At 46.7% G+C, this 16,783-nt stretch carries 14 protein-coding genes and 1 pseudogene; 6 read left to right on the plus strand and 9 right to left on the minus strand.

Features of this window, described 5'->3' with window-relative positions; all coding sequences use genetic code 11:
- Positions 1-153: 153 nt before the first annotated feature.
- Positions 154-2,076, minus strand: a complete 1,923-nt coding sequence (locus tag QUA42_RS08030) for an SdrD B-like domain-containing protein (protein ID WP_333136668.1) — start codon at positions 2,074-2,076, stop codon at positions 154-156.
- 264 nt (positions 2,077-2,340) lie between these two features.
- Here QUA42_RS08030 and QUA42_RS08035 point away from each other — a divergent pair, with 264 nt between their 5' ends.
- Complete coding sequence (locus QUA42_RS08035; RefSeq protein WP_333136670.1) at positions 2,341-3,018, plus strand: peptidoglycan-binding protein; 678 nt, start codon at positions 2,341-2,343, stop codon at positions 3,016-3,018.
- 844 nt (positions 3,019-3,862) lie between these two features.
- On the opposite strand, the gene QUA42_RS08040 is transcribed toward QUA42_RS08035, so the two are convergent.
- Positions 3,863-5,740 (minus strand): DUF1565 domain-containing protein, encoded by a 1,878-nt coding sequence (locus QUA42_RS08040; protein ID WP_333136672.1) that lies wholly within the window; start codon positions 5,738-5,740, stop codon positions 3,863-3,865.
- 222 nt (positions 5,741-5,962) lie between these two features.
- Between QUA42_RS08040 and QUA42_RS08045 the strand changes: the two genes are divergently transcribed.
- Both QUA42_RS08045 and thiS read left to right on the plus strand, forming a co-directional pair.
- A complete protein-coding gene (locus tag QUA42_RS08045) occupies positions 5,963-7,045 on the plus strand; it encodes a thiamine phosphate synthase (protein WP_333136674.1) in 1,083 nt (360 codons plus the stop codon).
- 97 nt (positions 7,046-7,142) lie between these two features.
- Positions 7,143-7,355: a sulfur carrier protein ThiS gene (gene thiS / locus QUA42_RS08050; protein ID WP_190738130.1), complete on the plus strand. Its 213-nt coding sequence runs from the start codon at positions 7,143-7,145 to the stop codon at positions 7,353-7,355.
- Positions 7,356-7,553: 198 nt separating this feature from the next.
- Here the strand turns inward: thiS and rpmA are convergent, their stop codons facing one another.
- Complete coding sequence (rpmA, locus tag QUA42_RS08055; RefSeq protein WP_333136676.1) at positions 7,554-7,853, minus strand: 50S ribosomal protein L27; 300 nt, start codon at positions 7,851-7,853, stop codon at positions 7,554-7,556.
- A 27-nt stretch (positions 7,854-7,880) separates the two neighbouring features.
- The gene (gene rplU, locus QUA42_RS08060; RefSeq protein ID WP_333036112.1) at positions 7,881-8,273 is read right to left on the minus strand and encodes a 50S ribosomal protein L21; all 393 of its coding nucleotides are present in this window, start codon (positions 8,271-8,273) and stop codon (positions 7,881-7,883) included.
- Positions 8,274-8,570: 297 nt separating this feature from the next.
- Here rplU and QUA42_RS08065 point away from each other — a divergent pair, with 297 nt between their 5' ends.
- Positions 8,571-11,468, plus strand: a complete 2,898-nt coding sequence (locus QUA42_RS08065; protein ID WP_333136678.1) for a pentapeptide repeat-containing protein — start codon at positions 8,571-8,573, stop codon at positions 11,466-11,468.
- A 170-nt stretch (positions 11,469-11,638) separates the two neighbouring features.
- Here the strand turns inward: QUA42_RS08065 and QUA42_RS08070 are convergent, their stop codons facing one another.
- The 4 genes from QUA42_RS08070 to glpK form a co-directional block, all read right to left on the minus strand.
- Positions 11,639-11,854 carry a hypothetical protein gene (locus QUA42_RS08070; RefSeq protein WP_015176895.1) on the minus strand — a complete coding sequence of 72 codons (216 nt, stop codon included), beginning with the start codon at positions 11,852-11,854 and terminating at the stop codon, positions 11,639-11,641.
- Between the two features lie 325 nt (positions 11,855-12,179).
- Positions 12,180-12,680 (minus strand): DUF3122 domain-containing protein, encoded by a 501-nt coding sequence (locus QUA42_RS08075; protein ID WP_333136680.1) that lies wholly within the window; start codon positions 12,678-12,680, stop codon positions 12,180-12,182.
- A 229-nt stretch (positions 12,681-12,909) separates the two neighbouring features.
- Positions 12,910-13,278, minus strand: a complete 369-nt coding sequence (locus QUA42_RS08080; RefSeq protein WP_333136682.1) for a c-type cytochrome — start codon at positions 13,276-13,278, stop codon at positions 12,910-12,912.
- 74 nt (positions 13,279-13,352) lie between these two features.
- Positions 13,353-14,840, minus strand: a complete 1,488-nt coding sequence (gene glpK, locus QUA42_RS08085; RefSeq protein WP_333136684.1) for a glycerol kinase GlpK — start codon at positions 14,838-14,840, stop codon at positions 13,353-13,355.
- A 98-nt stretch (positions 14,841-14,938) separates the two neighbouring features.
- Here glpK and QUA42_RS08090 point away from each other — a divergent pair, with 98 nt between their 5' ends.
- On the plus strand, positions 14,939-15,523 hold the full coding sequence (locus tag QUA42_RS08090) for an endonuclease dU (RefSeq protein ID WP_333136686.1): 585 nt from the start codon (positions 14,939-14,941) through the stop codon (positions 15,521-15,523).
- 204 nt (positions 15,524-15,727) lie between these two features.
- On the opposite strand, the pseudogene QUA42_RS08095 reads toward QUA42_RS08090, so the two are convergent.
- Positions 15,728-16,108, minus strand: a pseudogene (locus QUA42_RS08095) (hypothetical protein); the annotation flags it as partial.
- 84 nt (positions 16,109-16,192) lie between these two features.
- Here QUA42_RS08095 and QUA42_RS08100 point away from each other — a divergent pair.
- Positions 16,193-16,414, plus strand: coding sequence for a hypothetical protein (locus QUA42_RS08100; protein ID WP_333136688.1), 222 nt, complete (start codon positions 16,193-16,195; stop codon positions 16,412-16,414).
- The last annotated feature ends 369 nt before the right edge of the window (positions 16,415-16,783 follow it).

Below are 16,783 nucleotides of genomic sequence, written 5' to 3' on the forward strand. Positions count from 1 at the left end.
GAATCTTGCTCCCCATATACAAGCCAGCTTTGGGCTTCCCGGAACTCTGGCTATGCGTTGGAGGTTGCCAACAATAGGGTATCACGCGATCGCCCTTTAACCTCTTCCGGATTTTTATCTGCGGTTTGGGATTCCGGGCTATCTAGTTTTGTGTCACCCTACATAACCTAGAAATCTCTCGCGCCCATCGGCACACACGACTGAGCGATCGCCCCCTTGATTTAATTCATTTGTATTGACAAAATCACCAATTTGTGCATTAGGCGCCAGGCCGACATTCTGTTGCCCAAAGTTAGGAATATTGCCTAAATTCGCAAAAAATCCATCGCTCAAAAATTTACTAATTTGATAACTATCACGACCCTGGCTCAAAAGCAAGCAATCGGCTCCCATATTGCCCGCAGGTTCGCCCGCATAGCTGCTGCCATCCGTCAGCGGGTCGCCCTTTAAGGATTTAGCTGACCTACCCTCAGCCTCTCCCGTCACCACATCGATGCTGCTAGCCTGAATCTCTGCCGAGACAACAACCACCGCAGGCGGAGTCGTTTGAATGAACCCGGGTGGCGGAACTTCCCTGACAACATAACTACCTACCGGAACGTTACGGAAACTGTAATTGCCCTGAAGATCGCTGAAGGTACTCGCTTCACCCGGATCTAAACTGCTGTTATTGTTAAGGTCGATGTAAATTTGAGTATTGGCGATCGGGGGTTCCCCGGGCTCTAGGATGCCGTTGGCGTTAAAATCGTTAAATTTCACACCGCTGATGGTGCCAGTCACCAACACGTTACCAAAGCTGAGATTAGTGGCATTTGTGCCGTTACCCACGGTGATCGGAGTCGGATTTGGCGTGGTTTGTCGAAAACCGGGCTGCGGGACTTCCCTCACCACATAGGTCCCTTGAGGCAAATTGATAAAAGAGAAATTACCTTCGGGGTTCGTTAAAGTCGAAGGTTCGCCCGGATCTAAACTGCCGTTGTTGTTGAAATCAAGGTAAATCGGCCAGTTAGCAACTCTCGGTTCCGTCGGTTCGTTGATACCGTTAGCGTTGAGGTCGTTGAACTTGAAGCCGCTGATGCTGCCGGTAGGAAAATTGTTGCCGAAATTGATGCCGACAGCGTTGGTATTGCCGGTTATGTCGATCGGGCCTGGATTTGGCGTAGTCTGTACCCATCCCGGTTGCTGAACTTCCCTCACCAAATATCGGCCGGGAGAAATATTGGCAAAAGTGTAGTTGCCTTGCGGGTTGGTGATGGTGTTGGGTTCGCCCGGCTCAAAGCTGCCGTTGCCGTTGAGGTCGATGTAAATTGGCCAGTTGGTCAGAGGCGGGTCTGTCGCATCTCGGACGCTATTGGCATTGAGGTCGTTGAACTTGACACCGCTGATGCTGCCGACAAAAAAGACATTGCCAAAATTGATGTTGTTGACAGTGGCGTTGGAAGTAACGTTAACCGGGCCGGGGTCAGGTGTGGTTTGAATAAATCCCGGTTGCTGGACTTCTCTCACCAAATATGTTTCTGCGGGAATATTGACAAAAGCATAATTGCCTTCAAAATTTGTCAATGTAACAGGTTCGCCGCCGTCGATTCTGTTGTTGCGGTTGAGGTCGAGGTAAATTTGCCAGTTAGCTAGCCCTTGTTCCCCAGGATCTCGGCTGCTGTTGTTGTTGATGTCGTTGAATTTTGTACCTGCGATCGTCCCTGCATTAAAGTTGTTGCCAAAATTGATATTGCCAGCGTTTGTGCCGCTGGTAATCGTGATGGGTGCGGGATTTGGGGTAGTTTGGCGAAAGTTCGGCTGCTGGACTTCCCTAACTTGGTAAGTACCCGGCGGCAGGTTGGCGAAGATGTAGTTGCCTTGCGGGTTTGTAAGGGTGGAAGGTTCGTTAAATTCTGGCTGACCGTTGTTGTTGAGGTCGAGGTAGATTTGCCAGTTGGGAATGGGGACTTCTCCGGCATCTGGGAGGCCGTTGGCGTTAAAATCGTTGTATTTAGTGCCGCTGATGCTGCCGACTTGAAAGTTCCCGATGTTGACGTTGCCGATGTCTATTTGGCTGGCGGTTCTGGATTCGGACATGGTGTTGCTGGGGCCCAATGAACGCGGTTCAATGTTTTCTGTAGGGCAATCTAGCAGTTTTTTTGCCAATTGCAGCTATTTCATGGGATAAATTATTTTTAGGAAAGGGAAGATGAGAAAAGTTGTGAGTTTTGAGTTAACTCGTTCGCAGGCATAGCCAGGGAATCAGTTAATGCCTTATGCCCAATTCCCTATGCCGAAATTCCCACTTTTTTCCAGATTTGATGTACGATCGCTACCAGTTTTGCAGAGGTCGAATTCCCAATGTCCCAAAACTTGACAGCAAGCTGGAATAAAGCCCGCGAGGTTCCGAGTTTGCTCTTCGGCTGGAGTTTGTGCGGTTTATTGGCAATAGGCTCGATCGCCCCTACCCGTGTTGCAGCACAGGTACCTACCTCCGAACAAGGTAACATTAACAGCCCGATCGCTCAAACAGGTGCGATCGTCCGCCCCGCCATCAAATTGGGCAGCCGCGGCTCCGAAGTAATCGAGCTCCAAGCTGCTCTTAAATTATTGGGCTTTTACGCTGACACTGTAGACGGGATTTTCTCCCAAAGCACCGCTAGAGCTGTATCTCAGTTCCAGGAAGCAGCAGGCTTGGCTCCCGACGCCATAGTCGGTCAAGATACTTGGAACCGGCTGTTTCCTGCGACTCCGAGCGCGATCGAAAACCCCATCGCTAACGATCCTGTAAATGCCGACAATTCAGAGATTAACCCCCAAGCGCAGCCAACTAATTTTCCGATTTTAAGAAGACGAATGCGGGGGGCGGCAGTCAGAGATTTGCAAGAACGGCTGCGGGCCAAGGGATTTTTGCGGGTGAGTGCGGACGGCGTGTTCGGTCCGGAAACTCAAGCTGCTGTCAAAGCGGCTCAGCGACAATATCAACTGCCAGCAGACGGCATTGTCGGCCGCGCAACTTGGGAAGCTCTGCTGCGTTGACAGCAAGCGCAAAGTGCCGGGTGTGCACGTTGCGGTATCGGGCGATCGTACAAATTGTTAATAATCGCTTTTGGAAGTATTTCATCACATCAAAAAGTGTCAAGTTTGGTAAACAAAGTGTTTTTATGCGGGCAGTTGGTGTTAACTTAAAAACATGAGGGGCAAAACCAAGAAGCACAAAAAACTTGGATAAAAATTTTGGAATTAGAGTATTTGTCCCGCTCGGCTCTAGTCCGCAGGCAACGCCTGAACCGTGTAGCTTATTAGCAAAGAAAGGTTGATATTGCGATTCGTATTGGTTAGATAGCTTGAGGCTATTGGATTAATCAAAAGTTGCGATCGCACAACAGTCAAACACAGAAGTCTGAATAGACTCCGCTGATAGCTAGCTCGTCCGCAGAGGAGTTGCAAAAAAGTCCACCTTAGTTGTAGTTTGCTGAAACTCAGCAGAGCTAAAAACCCACTTGAATCAACTTAATTTACAAACTTTTTAGGGTCTGGCATCCGATATGCTAGGCCCTAAAATTTTGATTTTTTTTGGAAGTAGTCAGCAGTCTTTGGCTGTTATATCAAATCCGGTAGCATCAGAATTAATATTACCCACAGCTTTCGAGACGGCGCTGTGTCGTTTATATCATGTCGCTCGTGCAACTGCCAACGATATCATATCAGTTCCGGTTGCATCCGAATGATTTAACCGCAGAGAACGCAGAGAACGCAGAGGGACATGAGAGAGAGATGAATAATTCCGATGCTAACGGAATTAATATCAGTAGTTTTTGACTGTTAACAGTCAAGAGTCAACTAATGACTAATGACTAATGACTAATGACTAATGACTATTTCATTTAATTTCTTCAATTCGAGCATTCAAACCGTTAGCGCTGAGCATTTGTAGCAATTCCTCAGCTTTTTCGCGTTCCCGAAAAGCACCGGCTTGCATCACCGGTCGCCCGCTGGCAAAACTGCGAAAAGCACCGGGAACGAGGGATTGCATTTTTTGTCGATCGCCCGGCCTGTCGGTATCCACCACAACTCGATAGCGCAAACCCAAAGTAGACGGTAGATCGAATGACGGCGAATTATCCTCAGCCTCGGGCAAAGAATTCCCCCCTAAAGGTGCCGGTACATAGCCTCCCCTTCCGATAGGAATGTTGCGGCCCGGAACCGGCAATCTACCCTCGGAAGAAACCGAACTCGAACTATCAAAATTGGGAGGAATCATTGGTTGCTGTACCGAAATTTCCGAAACCGATCGATAATTCGGATCGGGCACAGGAATTGCGATCGCCCCTTGGACTACCGATGAACCAGCGCCATTCCTCGGAGAAAGCTCTTGCTGCAACTGAGCGCTTGGCGGTGTCGATCGATTTTGCACCGGTCGCCTGGAAACTGGCGCAGGTGGGGGAAGTGGCGCTCTTTCAGTTCTGGGACTTAGCCGCCCGGGAGTGTAAGCCGGGAGAGAAGTGTCTGGGCCACCGATGCTGGGAGGTCGATCGGCCCTTAGCTGCAAAGCACTTCCCCCCATTGGCGGCGGCGTAAAAGTTCCCGCCACATCAACCGAGCCCGTCGTCCGGCTGCTCAACAATTGATTGCCGTAAGCTGGGATTACTTGACCTTTAGCCGCATTGTTGACATCGTACTGACCGTTGTTGCGAATGACATTGCCCCCCGGTTCGGCAGCAGTTCCCAAATCCGGCAGAGAACTCGCGATCGCCACAATTCCGTCCCGCCGGTTACTCTCGATATAATTGTTACGCAGCACAGGTCTAGCATTAGCTTGCACCACCACGCCGTCCTTATTGCGAGTAATTTTGTTACCGATGAGCAGAGGCGAAGCGTTCTGCGCTACATTCACCCCAAATCCCGTGTTTTCAAACACATTATCTCGAACTTCCGGCTGGGAACTGCCAAAAATCGTAATGCCGTTAGCTCCATTTTTCGAGAAAACATTCCCGCCAATCGTCGGCCTGGAAGTACCCACTACTGAAATGCCGTCGTGAGTGCTGCCAGAAAAAGTATTGTTGACAACCGTTGGAGAACTCGATTCGATCCACAAAGCGTAACCGCGATCGTTGGTATTCGTCACCGTCACCCCGCTGAGTCCCGCCCCGTCTGCGCCTAAAATAGCGATATTTTGACCCGCCGAAGTCGGACTGATAAAGTATCCTCCGCCTTTGATGACAATATTCTGACCGCGAGTGTTGGGATTTCCCTGAACTGTCACGCTGGGCCTGAGCATTAATGGAAATTTTTCGCCGGTTTGCTCGCTGTAAGTACCGGGCGCTAGCAAAATCGCTGTTTTGGGCGGGGCCACGCTTAAGGCGTAGGTAAGGGTTTTAAAGGGAGCTTGATCGCTGCCGTTGCCTCCTGTGTCGCTGCCGCCGGTCGAGCTGACGTATAGTATGTTAATCTCGCTCTGCAGCGTCTGAGAAAGTAGCTGCACTCCCGGTATCCCGGCAGCGATAACTGACGGTTGATGGTTGCAAAGGGCGGTCATCGCAAAGACGAGCAGAAGGCAAGAACTCAAACAAGATTTTTGCGATCGCTTTTCTTTGCACTCGCTATATTGAGAATTTAGGAGCATAAATAAACCCCACTGATTTGCGATCCGAGTTCCGCTTCCCGAGTTCGGTGTCGGGTTTTCGCGATCGAACTTTGATTTCACCCGCCTGCTGGGGTTTTCTTCTGTTAATCTTTTGTGTTGTTCTGCTAACCTCACGGCTCTCCTCCGAAGTGTGGTATGCAGTTTAACGATTCCACTCTCATCAAGTTTGATCTATTATGCTTTGTTTTCATCAAATTCAATAAAACTTAAAAAATTATTGTCGAATTTACATCGGTTTATGCCAAAATTAAGCCGCCTGCTTTGCCACAATCTTGACGGCGTGGGAGAACATAGCGGGTTGATTGGTAAGATTAATTATAATTAGGGTGGTTCTGAATGACCGACAAACAAAACAGAACTTTACCGGCACAGCCAGCGCTCTGCCGGATTTTAGATGCAAATTTAGATCGATCGCGCGAAGGGTTGAGAATTATTGAAGAATGGTGCAGGTTTGGTCTCAACAGCGCGGATTTAGCTGGCGAGTGCAAGCAACTGCGTCAAGAATTGGCTGCTTGGCACGTCGCAGAACTTCGCAGTGCTAGGGATACGCCGGCCGATCCGGGTACGGAGTTGACTCACCCTCAGGAAGAGCAGCGTTCGAGCATTCAGCAGCTACTGGAGGCGAATTTCTGTCGGGTGGAAGAAGCTCTGCGGGTACTCGAAGAGTATGGCAAAATTTACGATCGGAATATGGGCGCGGCTTTTAAGCAGATGCGCTATCGGGTTTATACTCTCGAAAGCAATTTGCTGGCTTACCGGCGCTATCAGCAGTTACTTCGATCGCAGTTATACCTTGTAACTTCGCCGAGAGACAACTTGATGGGAGTCGTGGAAGCTGCTTTGCAAGGCGGACTGACTTTGGTGCAGTACCGCGACAAAAACTCAGACGACGGCGCAAAGTTGGCTAATGCGCGCCAGCTTTGCGAACTTTGTCACCGCTATGATGCTTTGCTGATTGTGAACGATCGCGTGGATTTTGCGATCGCAGCAGATGCCGACGGCGTACACTTAGGACAGGGAGATTTGCCTGTGGCGGAAGCGCGCAAGTTGCTCGGCCCGGGACGCATCATCGGTTGTTCGACTACGAATGGCGAGGAAATGCAGCGAGCTATTGATGCGGGAGCAGATTATATTGGAGTTGGGCCGGTTTACCACACTCCTACTAAACCTGATAAACAGGCGGCAGGTTTGGACTATGTGCGGTATGCTGCTGATAAGTCGCCGATTCCGTGGTTTGCGATCGGCGGAATTGATATCAACAACATCGATGAAATATTGAATGCCGGAGCTCAAAGGGTTGCCATAGTACGCGCAATTATGGAAGCAGAACAGCCTACTTTAGTGACGCAGTTTTTCATCTCGCAGTTGATTCGGATGCAGAATCTGAAAGCTCAGAAAGCTTTGCACGGGAAAAACTAGGTTGATTGGGGATTTGTAGGGCGGGTTTAGCACAGTAAATCGGTGCATCAAATATAATTTTGTTACAAAACCCGCCCTGAAAACAGATATTTTACTGATGATAAATCAAATTGCGCTGCAAGTTAACGGAGAAACCCGCAATTGTGCGATCGACACACCGTTACCAGAATTACTAAAACAATTGGGATTAAACCCGCGCTTGGTGGCTGTCGAGTACAACGGCGAAATTCTGCACAAACAATTTTGGGAAACTACACAGATGCAAGAGGGCGACATCTTAGAAGTTGTCACAATTGTCGGAGGAGGCTAGGCAATTTTTAGGAGTAAAAACGAGAGTTTTTCCTGCTTCTCTGGTTCTTCGTAAGCACCCACAGTCCTTTCTCCGGCGAAACAAATTGCAAAAAGCTCTGCCTCCTGTAAATTTCTAATAACATAGAAAATCAGGAGGCAGAGCCTTGCTTATATGCGTTCCCAGGCATAGCCTAGGAACGAGGAATTAATATCGCAATTAAACAGCGACAGCTTCAGCCACGGGCTCAGCCGCAGGTGCTGCTACAACAGGATAAATGCTGACTTTCTTGCGAGTTTTGCCTTTTCTTTCAAAAGTCACCACACCGTCAATCATGGCAAACAGAGTATCATCTCTGCCGATACCAACATTATTACCGGGGTGAACTTTAGTGCCGCGTTGACGGATCAAAATGTTGCCAGCTTTGACAACTTGACCGCCGTACTTTTTGACACCCAGACGCTGAGAATTAGAGTCGCGTCCGTTACGTGTACTGCCTGTACCTTTCTTGTGGGCCATAATATCCTCAACTGTATTTACTATGTTTTATTCTGAATCAGTTTCGGCGGTTTGGGGAGTTTCCACAACTGCTTGAGTTAAGTCTCTGGCGGCTAAGACTGTACCGTTGACGCTAATCGAGTCAATCATAAAGCGAGTTGTTTCTTGACGGTGCCCTTTTTTCTTCCGAGTTTTCTTTTTCGGCTTCATCTTGTAGACGAGGACTTTGCGGCCCCGGAAATGCCGGAGAACCGTTCCTTCTACTGTGGCATTTTCTAGTAAAGGCTGGCCGATATGAACCTCGCCTTCGTGCTGGATCAGAAATACTTTGTCTATGGTGACTTTGGATTCAGCTTCAACGTGAAGCAGTTCGATGTCGTAGAAGCGGCCTGGTTCTACCCGAAATTGTTTGCCGCCGGTTTCAATGATTGCGTAAGTCATGGGATGGTGGTTGAGATTGCCGTACAGGTAGCTGATGAGTCATTGGTCATTGGTCGTTGTGGACTTTTGACTGCTGACTGCTCTCCAGCTTTTGGAATGTCTTAACCTGATCCGAGCCGGATTTAGACAGACAATCTACTATTATTGCGGATTGTTGGATTTTTGTCAAGGTAAAAGCTACTTAATCTTTTATAATTGTTAGTTTTAGAACAGATTTGTGGCGACGAACTACGGAATGCTTACAAAGTTAAATGTAGATTTTCTCAGGTTCTCTCTTCAGAAACAGGGCAGGTAAAAATGGCAAATCGCATCTGGAAATTCTTAACTACTGATATCAAAGAACTGTGTTCGGCCGAAGCAGCGGAGGGAATCGGAGAAGCTGGGAAAACAGCCGCAGAATTGGCAAAAATGTTCAAAGAACAAGGGCTGGACAATAGCAACTTGCTGCTGGAGGTTTTGAACTCTCCCTTAGCTCAAGTTGTGGGAACTGGATTGCCATTTGTCGGGATGGCGGCGAAAATGCTGGCGTTTTTTATCGAAAAAACTCAACAGCAGCCGACTTTAGCTGAGTGCATTTTCCTCGTCAGTCAGGCGGCTTATCTGGAAAGTTTTAAGGAGTTTTTTGAACAAGACGAGAGTCTGTTAAATCGCATCGGGCAAACTCCGGTTTCTGATAAAGTCAAGCACTTGCTTAAAAAACTGGCAGATTTAGAATTTAAGGATAACGATCAGGAGAAACCAGTCACAAAAACTGTTATTTGCTTCCGCGATTCGATATTAGCTGAGGAATTCAACCTAGTGCTGTCACAGCGGCTGCAACAAGCCGGACTCAAGGCCGAGGAAGCTCAAATTTTGACAAAGAGAGTTGCTGCTAATACTCACCGCTATTTAATCGAAGCTTGGGCAGTTTGCGGCGAAGCAATGAAACATCTTGGACAGCCTTCTATCAGGGAATGGCGGGAGGAACAGGAGAAATATCACAGCCTTGACCACTACCTGCAAGAACAGATTGGCTCTCTACCGCTACAACCCGTATTTACAGAAAATTTCTCATTCAAGGATATCTACGTCCCTCTGAAGGCAAAGGCAATTAATAAAAATGGCAAGCCCATAAATGATGCAGAAGTTTTCGATTTACCAACTTGGGCAAAGCAATTCCTAGAGGATGAAAAGAGAAAAAATCGGGTAATGTTTGTCGAAGCTGGACCCGGACGCGGGAAAAGCGTTTTTTGTCGGATGTTTGCTGACTGGGTGCGGCAACATTTGCATCCAATTTGGACGCCCGTGTTAATTCGGTTGCGAGATATTCCCACATTGCAAAAGAGTTTTCGAGAAACCCTAAAAGAAGCTGTTAATACTGGTTTTGCTAGCGATCACGGCTGGTTGACGGCTCGAAACACGCGATATTTGTTTTTCTTGGATGGTTTTGATGAGTTGCTGATGGAGGGGAGAAGCAGCGGCGGTTTAGAGCAATTTCTCAAACAAGTAGGACAATTTCAGCGGGACTGCGATCAGAATTCGGAAATGGGGCATCGGGTTTTGATTACTGGCAGAACTTTAGCTTTGCAAGGGATTGAAAGGCAAATGCCAGATAACCTGGAACGAGTCGAAATTCAGGTAATGGATGACGGACTACAGCAACAGTGGTTGAGCAAGTGGGAAGCCCAATTTGGGGCGGAAAAAACCTCTGCTTTTCAGCATTTTTTGCAAGATGAATGCTGTCCAGAGAATGTAAAATCAGAACTGTCGCGAGAGCCGCTCTTGCTTTATCTGTTAGCGGCGATGCACCGAGACAAAATCTTGAAAGTTGAGGATTTTCAAGGAACTAACAGCACTCAAGCAAAAATTTTGATTTACAACCAAGCTGTGAATTGGGTACTCACTGAACAGCGGTCTAAATTGCTCAATCGCAATTTGACCGAACTGGAAACAGAAGATTTGCGGCGCATCCTGACAGAAGCAGGGTTGTGCGTGGTGCAATCGGGAGGAGAATGCGCTCCTGTAGCGATGATTGAGGAACGATTGAGAGAAGACAACTCGGTTAAAGCATTACTTGAAGAAGCACAAAAACGGATTGGCGACAATCCTCTAAGAAATGCTTTGGCAGTTTTTTATTTTCAGCAAGGCAGCAAAGAAGGTTCTGTAGAGTTTGTACACAAGAGTTTTGGTGAATTTCTGTGTGCGGAACGGTTGAAAGAAAGTTTGCAAGAGTGGACGGAACCGGGAAAGAAAGGTAGAGGATTTAATACTCAAGACTCTCAGATGGAGTGGGAGATTTATGATTTGTTGGGTTATGGGCCGCTGACGGGAGAAATTGTGGAATATTTGATGGGGTTGTTAACAACTCCGGCTGTTGCAGGGGAAGAACGTCTGTTTCGCCCTGTGGAGTTATTCCAGCGTCTGGAGGGTTTTTATTTGCGGTGGTGCGAGGGAGAGTTTATTGATATGCTGCCGGAAAGTTTGCCTCAGAAGAAGATGCGCCTACTGCGAGATCAATGGAAAACCCAAGAATTGGGACAGCGACAAATAGATGTTTATGCTGGTTTGAATGTGATGATTTTGCTGTTGGAGTTGCACCGTTACGGTCAGAAGACACCTGAATTCAAAGACAAAATGGTTTTTTATCCTTCCGGGAAACCTAATGCTGAAGGTAAACTTGACGATGCAAGTCGGTTGTTGCGTCTCATAGGTTATAGCTATTGTATTGGGAATTCTGGCTTTCTCCACACAGTTGGGAGATTCCTCAGCGGCGCAAACCTCAGCGGCGCAAACCTCAGCGGCGCAAACCTCAGCGGCGCAAACCTCAGCGGCGCAAACCTCAGCAGCGCAAACCTCAGCAGCGCAAACCTCAACCGCGCAAACCTCAGCAGCGCAAACCTCAGCGGCGCAAACCTCAGCCGCGCAAACCTCAGCCGCGCAAACCTCAGCCACGCAGACCTCAGCGGCGCATACCTCAGCGGCGCAGACCTCAGCGGCGCAGACCTCAGCGGCGCAGACCTCAGCGGCGCATACCTCAGCGGCGCAAACCTCAGTGGCGCAAACCTCAGCGGCGCAGACCTCAGCGGCGCAGACCTCAGCGATCGCACTTTTGGCGATGTCAAATGGGATGAAAATACAAAGTGGGAAAATGTTGGAGGTTTGGATACAGCCGTTAATGTTCCAGAAGCGTTAAGGCGACAGCTAGGAATGCAGTAGAAACCTTTTTCCAGGCTTGGCGTATCATTTTTATGAACAGGCTTTCCGGCCTGTTCCAGAAAGAGTGAATTTTCTTGTGGGGTGGGCCCTCCTAGTCCGCGCCCGAAAGACCGATCGACCTTCGTATGTCGATCGACCTTATTTTATCTAAAAGGTCGATCGAACAGGATTTAAGCAGTGGCAGAACATTTGCGCGATCGTAACAATTCCAAAGCTTGCTGTTTCACCCTACCTTCCATCACCTCTTTTTGCAAATTAATAAAAGCCTCAAAATCTTCTAAACCATACTTGGTCATCTGCAACTGCTGTCGCAACTGTTCTTCGGCCTCAACCGTTAAGTAACCTGTTGCCAAAGCTTTTCGGACAATTTTACTGATTAAAGTCATAGTAGATTTACCCTGAAGATCTGCACATTAAAACACGGGAGTTTTGTCACCCGACTAACTCAGCTTTTAGTTTGTTTCATAATTACCCTTAAAATAGGTTAAATCTACCTTAAGGTCTATGTAAATAAAGTTATTTTTGATACATCCCTGAAACTTTAGCGATTTTAAATGTACAGTGCGATTAAATTGATATATTTAGTTTTTGCCCGACCACATTATTCTTCAAATACGTTAAATCTACCTTAAGGCATAATTTAAACATAGCGATTTGTGACCGGGGAACTTGTATCGATTTTAACTGTAGAGTGCGATTAAATTGGTATATTTAGTTTCTGTCTAACAACAGCCGCCATTCTCTGACAGCAAAAGGAGGAACCAGCACTTGTGTCTCATTTTGATTTTTCACGGGCAAACTCAACAGCAAAGGTCGATTAGTTTCCAATTGTGTAATTATTGATTTGAAATCGTATTCTCCGACATTAATTGGCAAACCAGACTCGTTCCAAATATCATTAGCCTTGCCAATTTCGCGCTTGCCCGCCGCAACTTTCAGCGGAACTGGATGCTGCATTTCTGTTCCGGGAAATCCTACTAATCTCAGATTTAAAGACTTTACTACTCCCGACTTTACTCGCTTGTACAAAACAACTTGCCATGCTTTATCGTCTGTATCGCGCAGGCTTTGTACGGATCGGAACATTACTGTCTCAGCAGTTTCCGGGTATTTGTGAATCGAGGCGAAAGCGGGCGGGCTAACCGCTAAGATTAGATACCAGCACAAGCTAATAATAGTTAAAGTTCTACGCCAACACTTATTTTTTTTCACCTTGCAATACTCCGAGAATTTACACTTTTTTACCCAAAAATACAAAAAAAACAGGTTTGTATTGAGATTATTAAGGGATGAACCATAAAAGACAAGAAGCAGGCAGGTTTTGTATAAAGATTATTGATCGATGACCAACTTACGCGCTAAACCTGCCCCTACATTATACCTCGGCTTGGTTTCCTGAAGTTAGGCGCTAAACCTGGCCTTACAATGTACATAGTCTGGTTTATTTCCAATCGGTTTCGGCTTGGGATAGCACGTAAGCTGAAACATCGATAATTTGTTGTTCCGACAAACGATCTTTGTAAGCAGGCATAATACCTTTGCCGTTGGTTACTAAATTGGAAATGTTGGCGATGGAATCCATGCCGTATTTTTTTAAGGCTTTTTGTTTCAAGTTTTTGCCGCGCCTGATAATGTTGCTGCCGTTGATGTGACAACCTGCACAGTTGGTGCTGAAGACTTCGGCTGCGGTGGGATTTGTCGCTGTATCTGCGATCGCACTTTGGGAATTAGTGGCGATTTCTACAAATCCCAGTGTCAGTATTAATAGGATGGCGGTGAGAATTTTTTTAAAGTTATTTAGCGAAATCATCTATTTGCAATTTGAAAAATAGTGCTGGATTTAATGATATCACTAAATACGCATTTTGGGGTTAAGTCAGCGATTTATTCTTCCCAATCGAATGTGCGGGAAACTGCTTTTTTCCAAAAGCGATATTTTTGCTCGCGAAGTGCGATCGGCATTTTCGGCTCCCAAGTACAATCCACCGCCCAATTCTCCCGCAATTCGGCTAGCTGACTCCAAAAGCCCACCGCCAAACCGGCCGCATAAGCCGCACCGAGTGCAGTAGTTTCTGCTACCACAGGCCGCACCACAGGCACTCCCAAAACATCACTCTGAAACTGCATCAGCGTGTGATTTACCACCATTCCTCCGTCTACTTTTAAAGACAAAAGCTGCACAGCAGAATCCTGATTCATAGCGTCCAATATTTCCCGCGTTTGCCACGCTGTAGCTTCCAATACTGCGCGGGCAATGTGTGCCTTAGTCACGTAGCGAGTTAAACCTGCAATTACTCCGCGCGCGCTGTCTTTCCAATAGGGCGCGTAGAGTCCCGAAAATGCCGGGACAACGTAAACTCCGCCACTATCTTCGACTGTATTTGCTAATGTTTCTACTTCCGCAGATGTGTTGATGATGCCCAAATTGTCCCGCAGCCACTGCACTAGGGCTCCGGCGATCGCAATACTGCCTTCCAAAGCATACACAGCGGGCGATTCCCCCATCTTGTAGGCGACTGTTGTTAGTAATCCTTGCTTTGAAGGGACGATCGCCTCACCAGTATTCAGCAGCATAAAACAGCCCGTACCGTAAGTATTCTTCGCCTCCCCCAGACTGAAACAAGTTTGCCCGACGAGTGCGGCCTGCTGATCGCCCAAAGCAGCAGCAATCGGAACACCATCTAACAATCCTTTTGCAGTTCCAAAAACTTGACTCGAAGGGCGAATTTCTGGCAGCATCTGGCGGGGAATTGCCATTATTTCCAAAGTTTCGGCATCCCAATCAAGGGTTTGCAAATCCATCAACATCGTGCGGCTGGCGTTGGTAACATCGGTAAGGTGCGCGCCGCCAGTCAGATGCCAAATCAGAAAACTATCGACATTGCCAAAAATCGCATCCCCTTGATTTGCAGCTTCCCGCAATCCGGGAATATTGTCCAACATCCACTTAATCTTCGGCCCGCTGAAATAAGTTGCCAGCGGCAAACCGCATCGTTTTTGAAATCGATATTTGCCCTCAAACTCGGCTAATTCTTCGCAAATTTGGTGAGTGCGAGTATCTTGCCAAACAATCGCATTTCCATAAGATTTGCCCGTTTTTTTGTTCCAAACAATTGCTGTTTCGCGCTGGTTGGTAATACCGAGTGCAGCAATATCTTTGGGGTCGATATTGCCGATTTCGAGGGCATTTTTAATCACGCTTTGGGTGCGCTGCCAAATTTCATCGGGATTGTGTTCAACCCATCCTGGTTGCGGATATATTTGCTGGTGTTCTTGTTGGTTGCTGCAAATTATCTGTCCCCGGCGATCGAATATAATAAATCTGGTGCTGGTGGTTCCTTGGTCGATCGCTGCTACGTATTTTTTTGCCAATTGTCTAAAACCTTTTTAGTAATGAGCTATTTAACGTATATGATACTATGTAAAATACAAGGTAATCTCAAAAACTTTAGTTTAGGGAAGTCCACAAGTTGAAACTGGCAGATTTGCTCAGGCTCGATCGCACAATTAAGGTTATTGGCTTTGACGACGCTCCGTTTTCTCGTACAAGCGGCAGTCTGGTGTCTATCGCGGGCATAGTCTGCGGGGGAACTCGATTTGAAGGAATGGTGTGGGGACAAGTTTTCCCCGACGGATTAGATGCCACGGATGCTATTTCTGGGTTGCTCCTCGGAGGCAAATTTCTGCCGCAATTGCATCTCGTTTTGCTAGACGGAATTGCTTTCGGTGGCTTCAATATTATTGACCTTCCCGAGTTAGCATCGCGGCTGCAAATTCCTTGCGTTGCTGTAATGCGCCGCCAACCAGATTTAGCTGCTGTTGAAAAAGCCCTCCGCCATTTACCCGACTCGGAATACCGCTTAGAATTGTTGCGTCGCGCCGGAAAAATTCACGTTTTTGAACCTTTCTTTTTTCAAGTTTGCGGTGAAAAACCAGAAGTAATTGCGCTGGTGCTCCAGCGTTTGACAGACACTGGTAAAGTTCCTGAAGCTTTGCGTTTGGCTCATTTGATTGGTGCGGCGGTAATTAATGGAGTTAGTGGCAGTTCTGCTTGAATTATTGTTAAGAACGGGCAAGATGCCCGTTCCACAAAGAGTAAATTTTCTTATGGGCAGGACTTACGTAACTGTCACAAATGCTTCGATAGCCTCTCCAAAAGTTCCAAACTTTGCCCTTGGTTAGTTGATGAGTGCCGTACCGAGGGACGGCACTCATCAACCAACCATCCGAGCTCGGGTGTCAGCTTTCTGAATCAAAAATTATCTCAGTTTATTGTCATATTTTTTAGACAATAAACATCGGAATCTGCGGCGTTTCAGTTGTTCAATTAAATAATTTGATAACAGCCCATTTTTGATTTGATAGATTGTTCGACCTGTCCGAGCAGCTAAACTTTTAAGCCTTACCCATACAAGTAAAGCGCAAGCAATATGATTTCTTTGAATCTGAGATTTCCGACACTGACAAGACTATATTCCTGTTAATTGCTTGATTTCTCGGTTGCCTTCTACAATTTTCCAACGAATAGCACACACATTTTGTACGTCATTTGTGTCTGACTGAGTTAAGTCCTTAGTCGCGACATATTCCGTCTTCTTGGTGGAAACAATTACTCGGAATAATTTCACTTTCTTGAATTTCAATCCTCACGACAGTTTGGGGAACGAGACTACAAGCTTACGCGGGGCAAGGAGCATAAATAAAGTCGAATTAAATGCCGCCTCATGGGTGGAGCTGACATTGATTTAATTATCCACAGTGGCTCAAAATCAAGCGAGAATAAGCAATTGGGCTATATAAAAACTGTCGGGACTATTGACTTAAGAGAACTATCAAATATCCCTCAACTATCAAATATTACACCAGCATTAGGCTCTCGGCTGAAAGCTACATTAAAAGTATCAAGACGTTTTAGTAACCGAAAAGTAGCTGGCTTGTTAGAGTAGACTACCCCAAAACTAGCAAAAGATCAGCTTAAATACTGGTGTTCATATCAAATCTGTTAGCCTCGGTATCATTCAGCTCGCTATTCTCGACCTCTGCGTGAATGAGCGTCAATTCATTGTTATCTGCGGTTCAGAAATTATCTTTTTTTTACCGCAGATACCGGCAGATCAACACAGATTAACGCAGATGAGTTATATCAATTCCGGCTGCAGCGTGATTGTTGACTGTTGACTGGATTTTAGGGCCGACGATGCTACGGGATTTGAGATAAAAATGAAACTAGAATGGGTTTAAAAAGCATTGAATGACAAAGAATTACAGCTTTTGGAGTTAAAGCAATAGGTAAAGTTAAATGAAATTTAAATAAA

The organism is Microcoleus sp. Pol11C2, assembly GCF_036701505.1.
Lineage (GTDB): Bacteria > Cyanobacteriota > Cyanobacteriia > Cyanobacteriales > Microcoleaceae > Microcoleus.

What these genes read in the sequence shown, in the direction of transcription:
- QUA42_RS08030 (WP_333136668.1), bottom strand. Translation starts at nt 2,076, where the DNA reads ATGTCCGAATCCAGAACCGCCAGCCAAATAGACATCGGCAACGTCAAC.
- QUA42_RS08035 (WP_333136670.1), top strand. Translation starts at nt 2,341, where the DNA reads ATGTCCCAAAACTTGACAGCAAGCTGGAATAAAGCCCGCGAGGTTCCG.
- QUA42_RS08045 (WP_333136674.1), top strand. Translation starts at nt 5,963, where the DNA reads ATGACCGACAAACAAAACAGAACTTTACCGGCACAGCCAGCGCTCTGC.
- thiS (WP_190738130.1), top strand. Translation starts at nt 7,143, where the DNA reads ATGATAAATCAAATTGCGCTGCAAGTTAACGGAGAAACCCGCAATTGT.
- rpmA (WP_333136676.1), bottom strand. Translation starts at nt 7,853, where the DNA reads ATGGCCCACAAGAAAGGTACAGGCAGTACACGTAACGGACGCGACTCT.
- rplU (WP_333036112.1), bottom strand. Translation starts at nt 8,273, where the DNA reads ATGACTTACGCAATCATTGAAACCGGCGGCAAACAATTTCGGGTAGAA.
- QUA42_RS08065 (WP_333136678.1), top strand. Translation starts at nt 8,571, where the DNA reads ATGGCAAATCGCATCTGGAAATTCTTAACTACTGATATCAAAGAACTG.
- QUA42_RS08070 (WP_015176895.1), bottom strand. Translation starts at nt 11,854, where the DNA reads ATGACTTTAATCAGTAAAATTGTCCGAAAAGCTTTGGCAACAGGTTAC.
- QUA42_RS08080 (WP_333136682.1), bottom strand. Translation starts at nt 13,278, where the DNA reads ATGATTTCGCTAAATAACTTTAAAAAAATTCTCACCGCCATCCTATTA.
- QUA42_RS08100 (WP_333136688.1), top strand. Translation starts at nt 16,193, where the DNA reads ATGGGTGGAGCTGACATTGATTTAATTATCCACAGTGGCTCAAAATCA.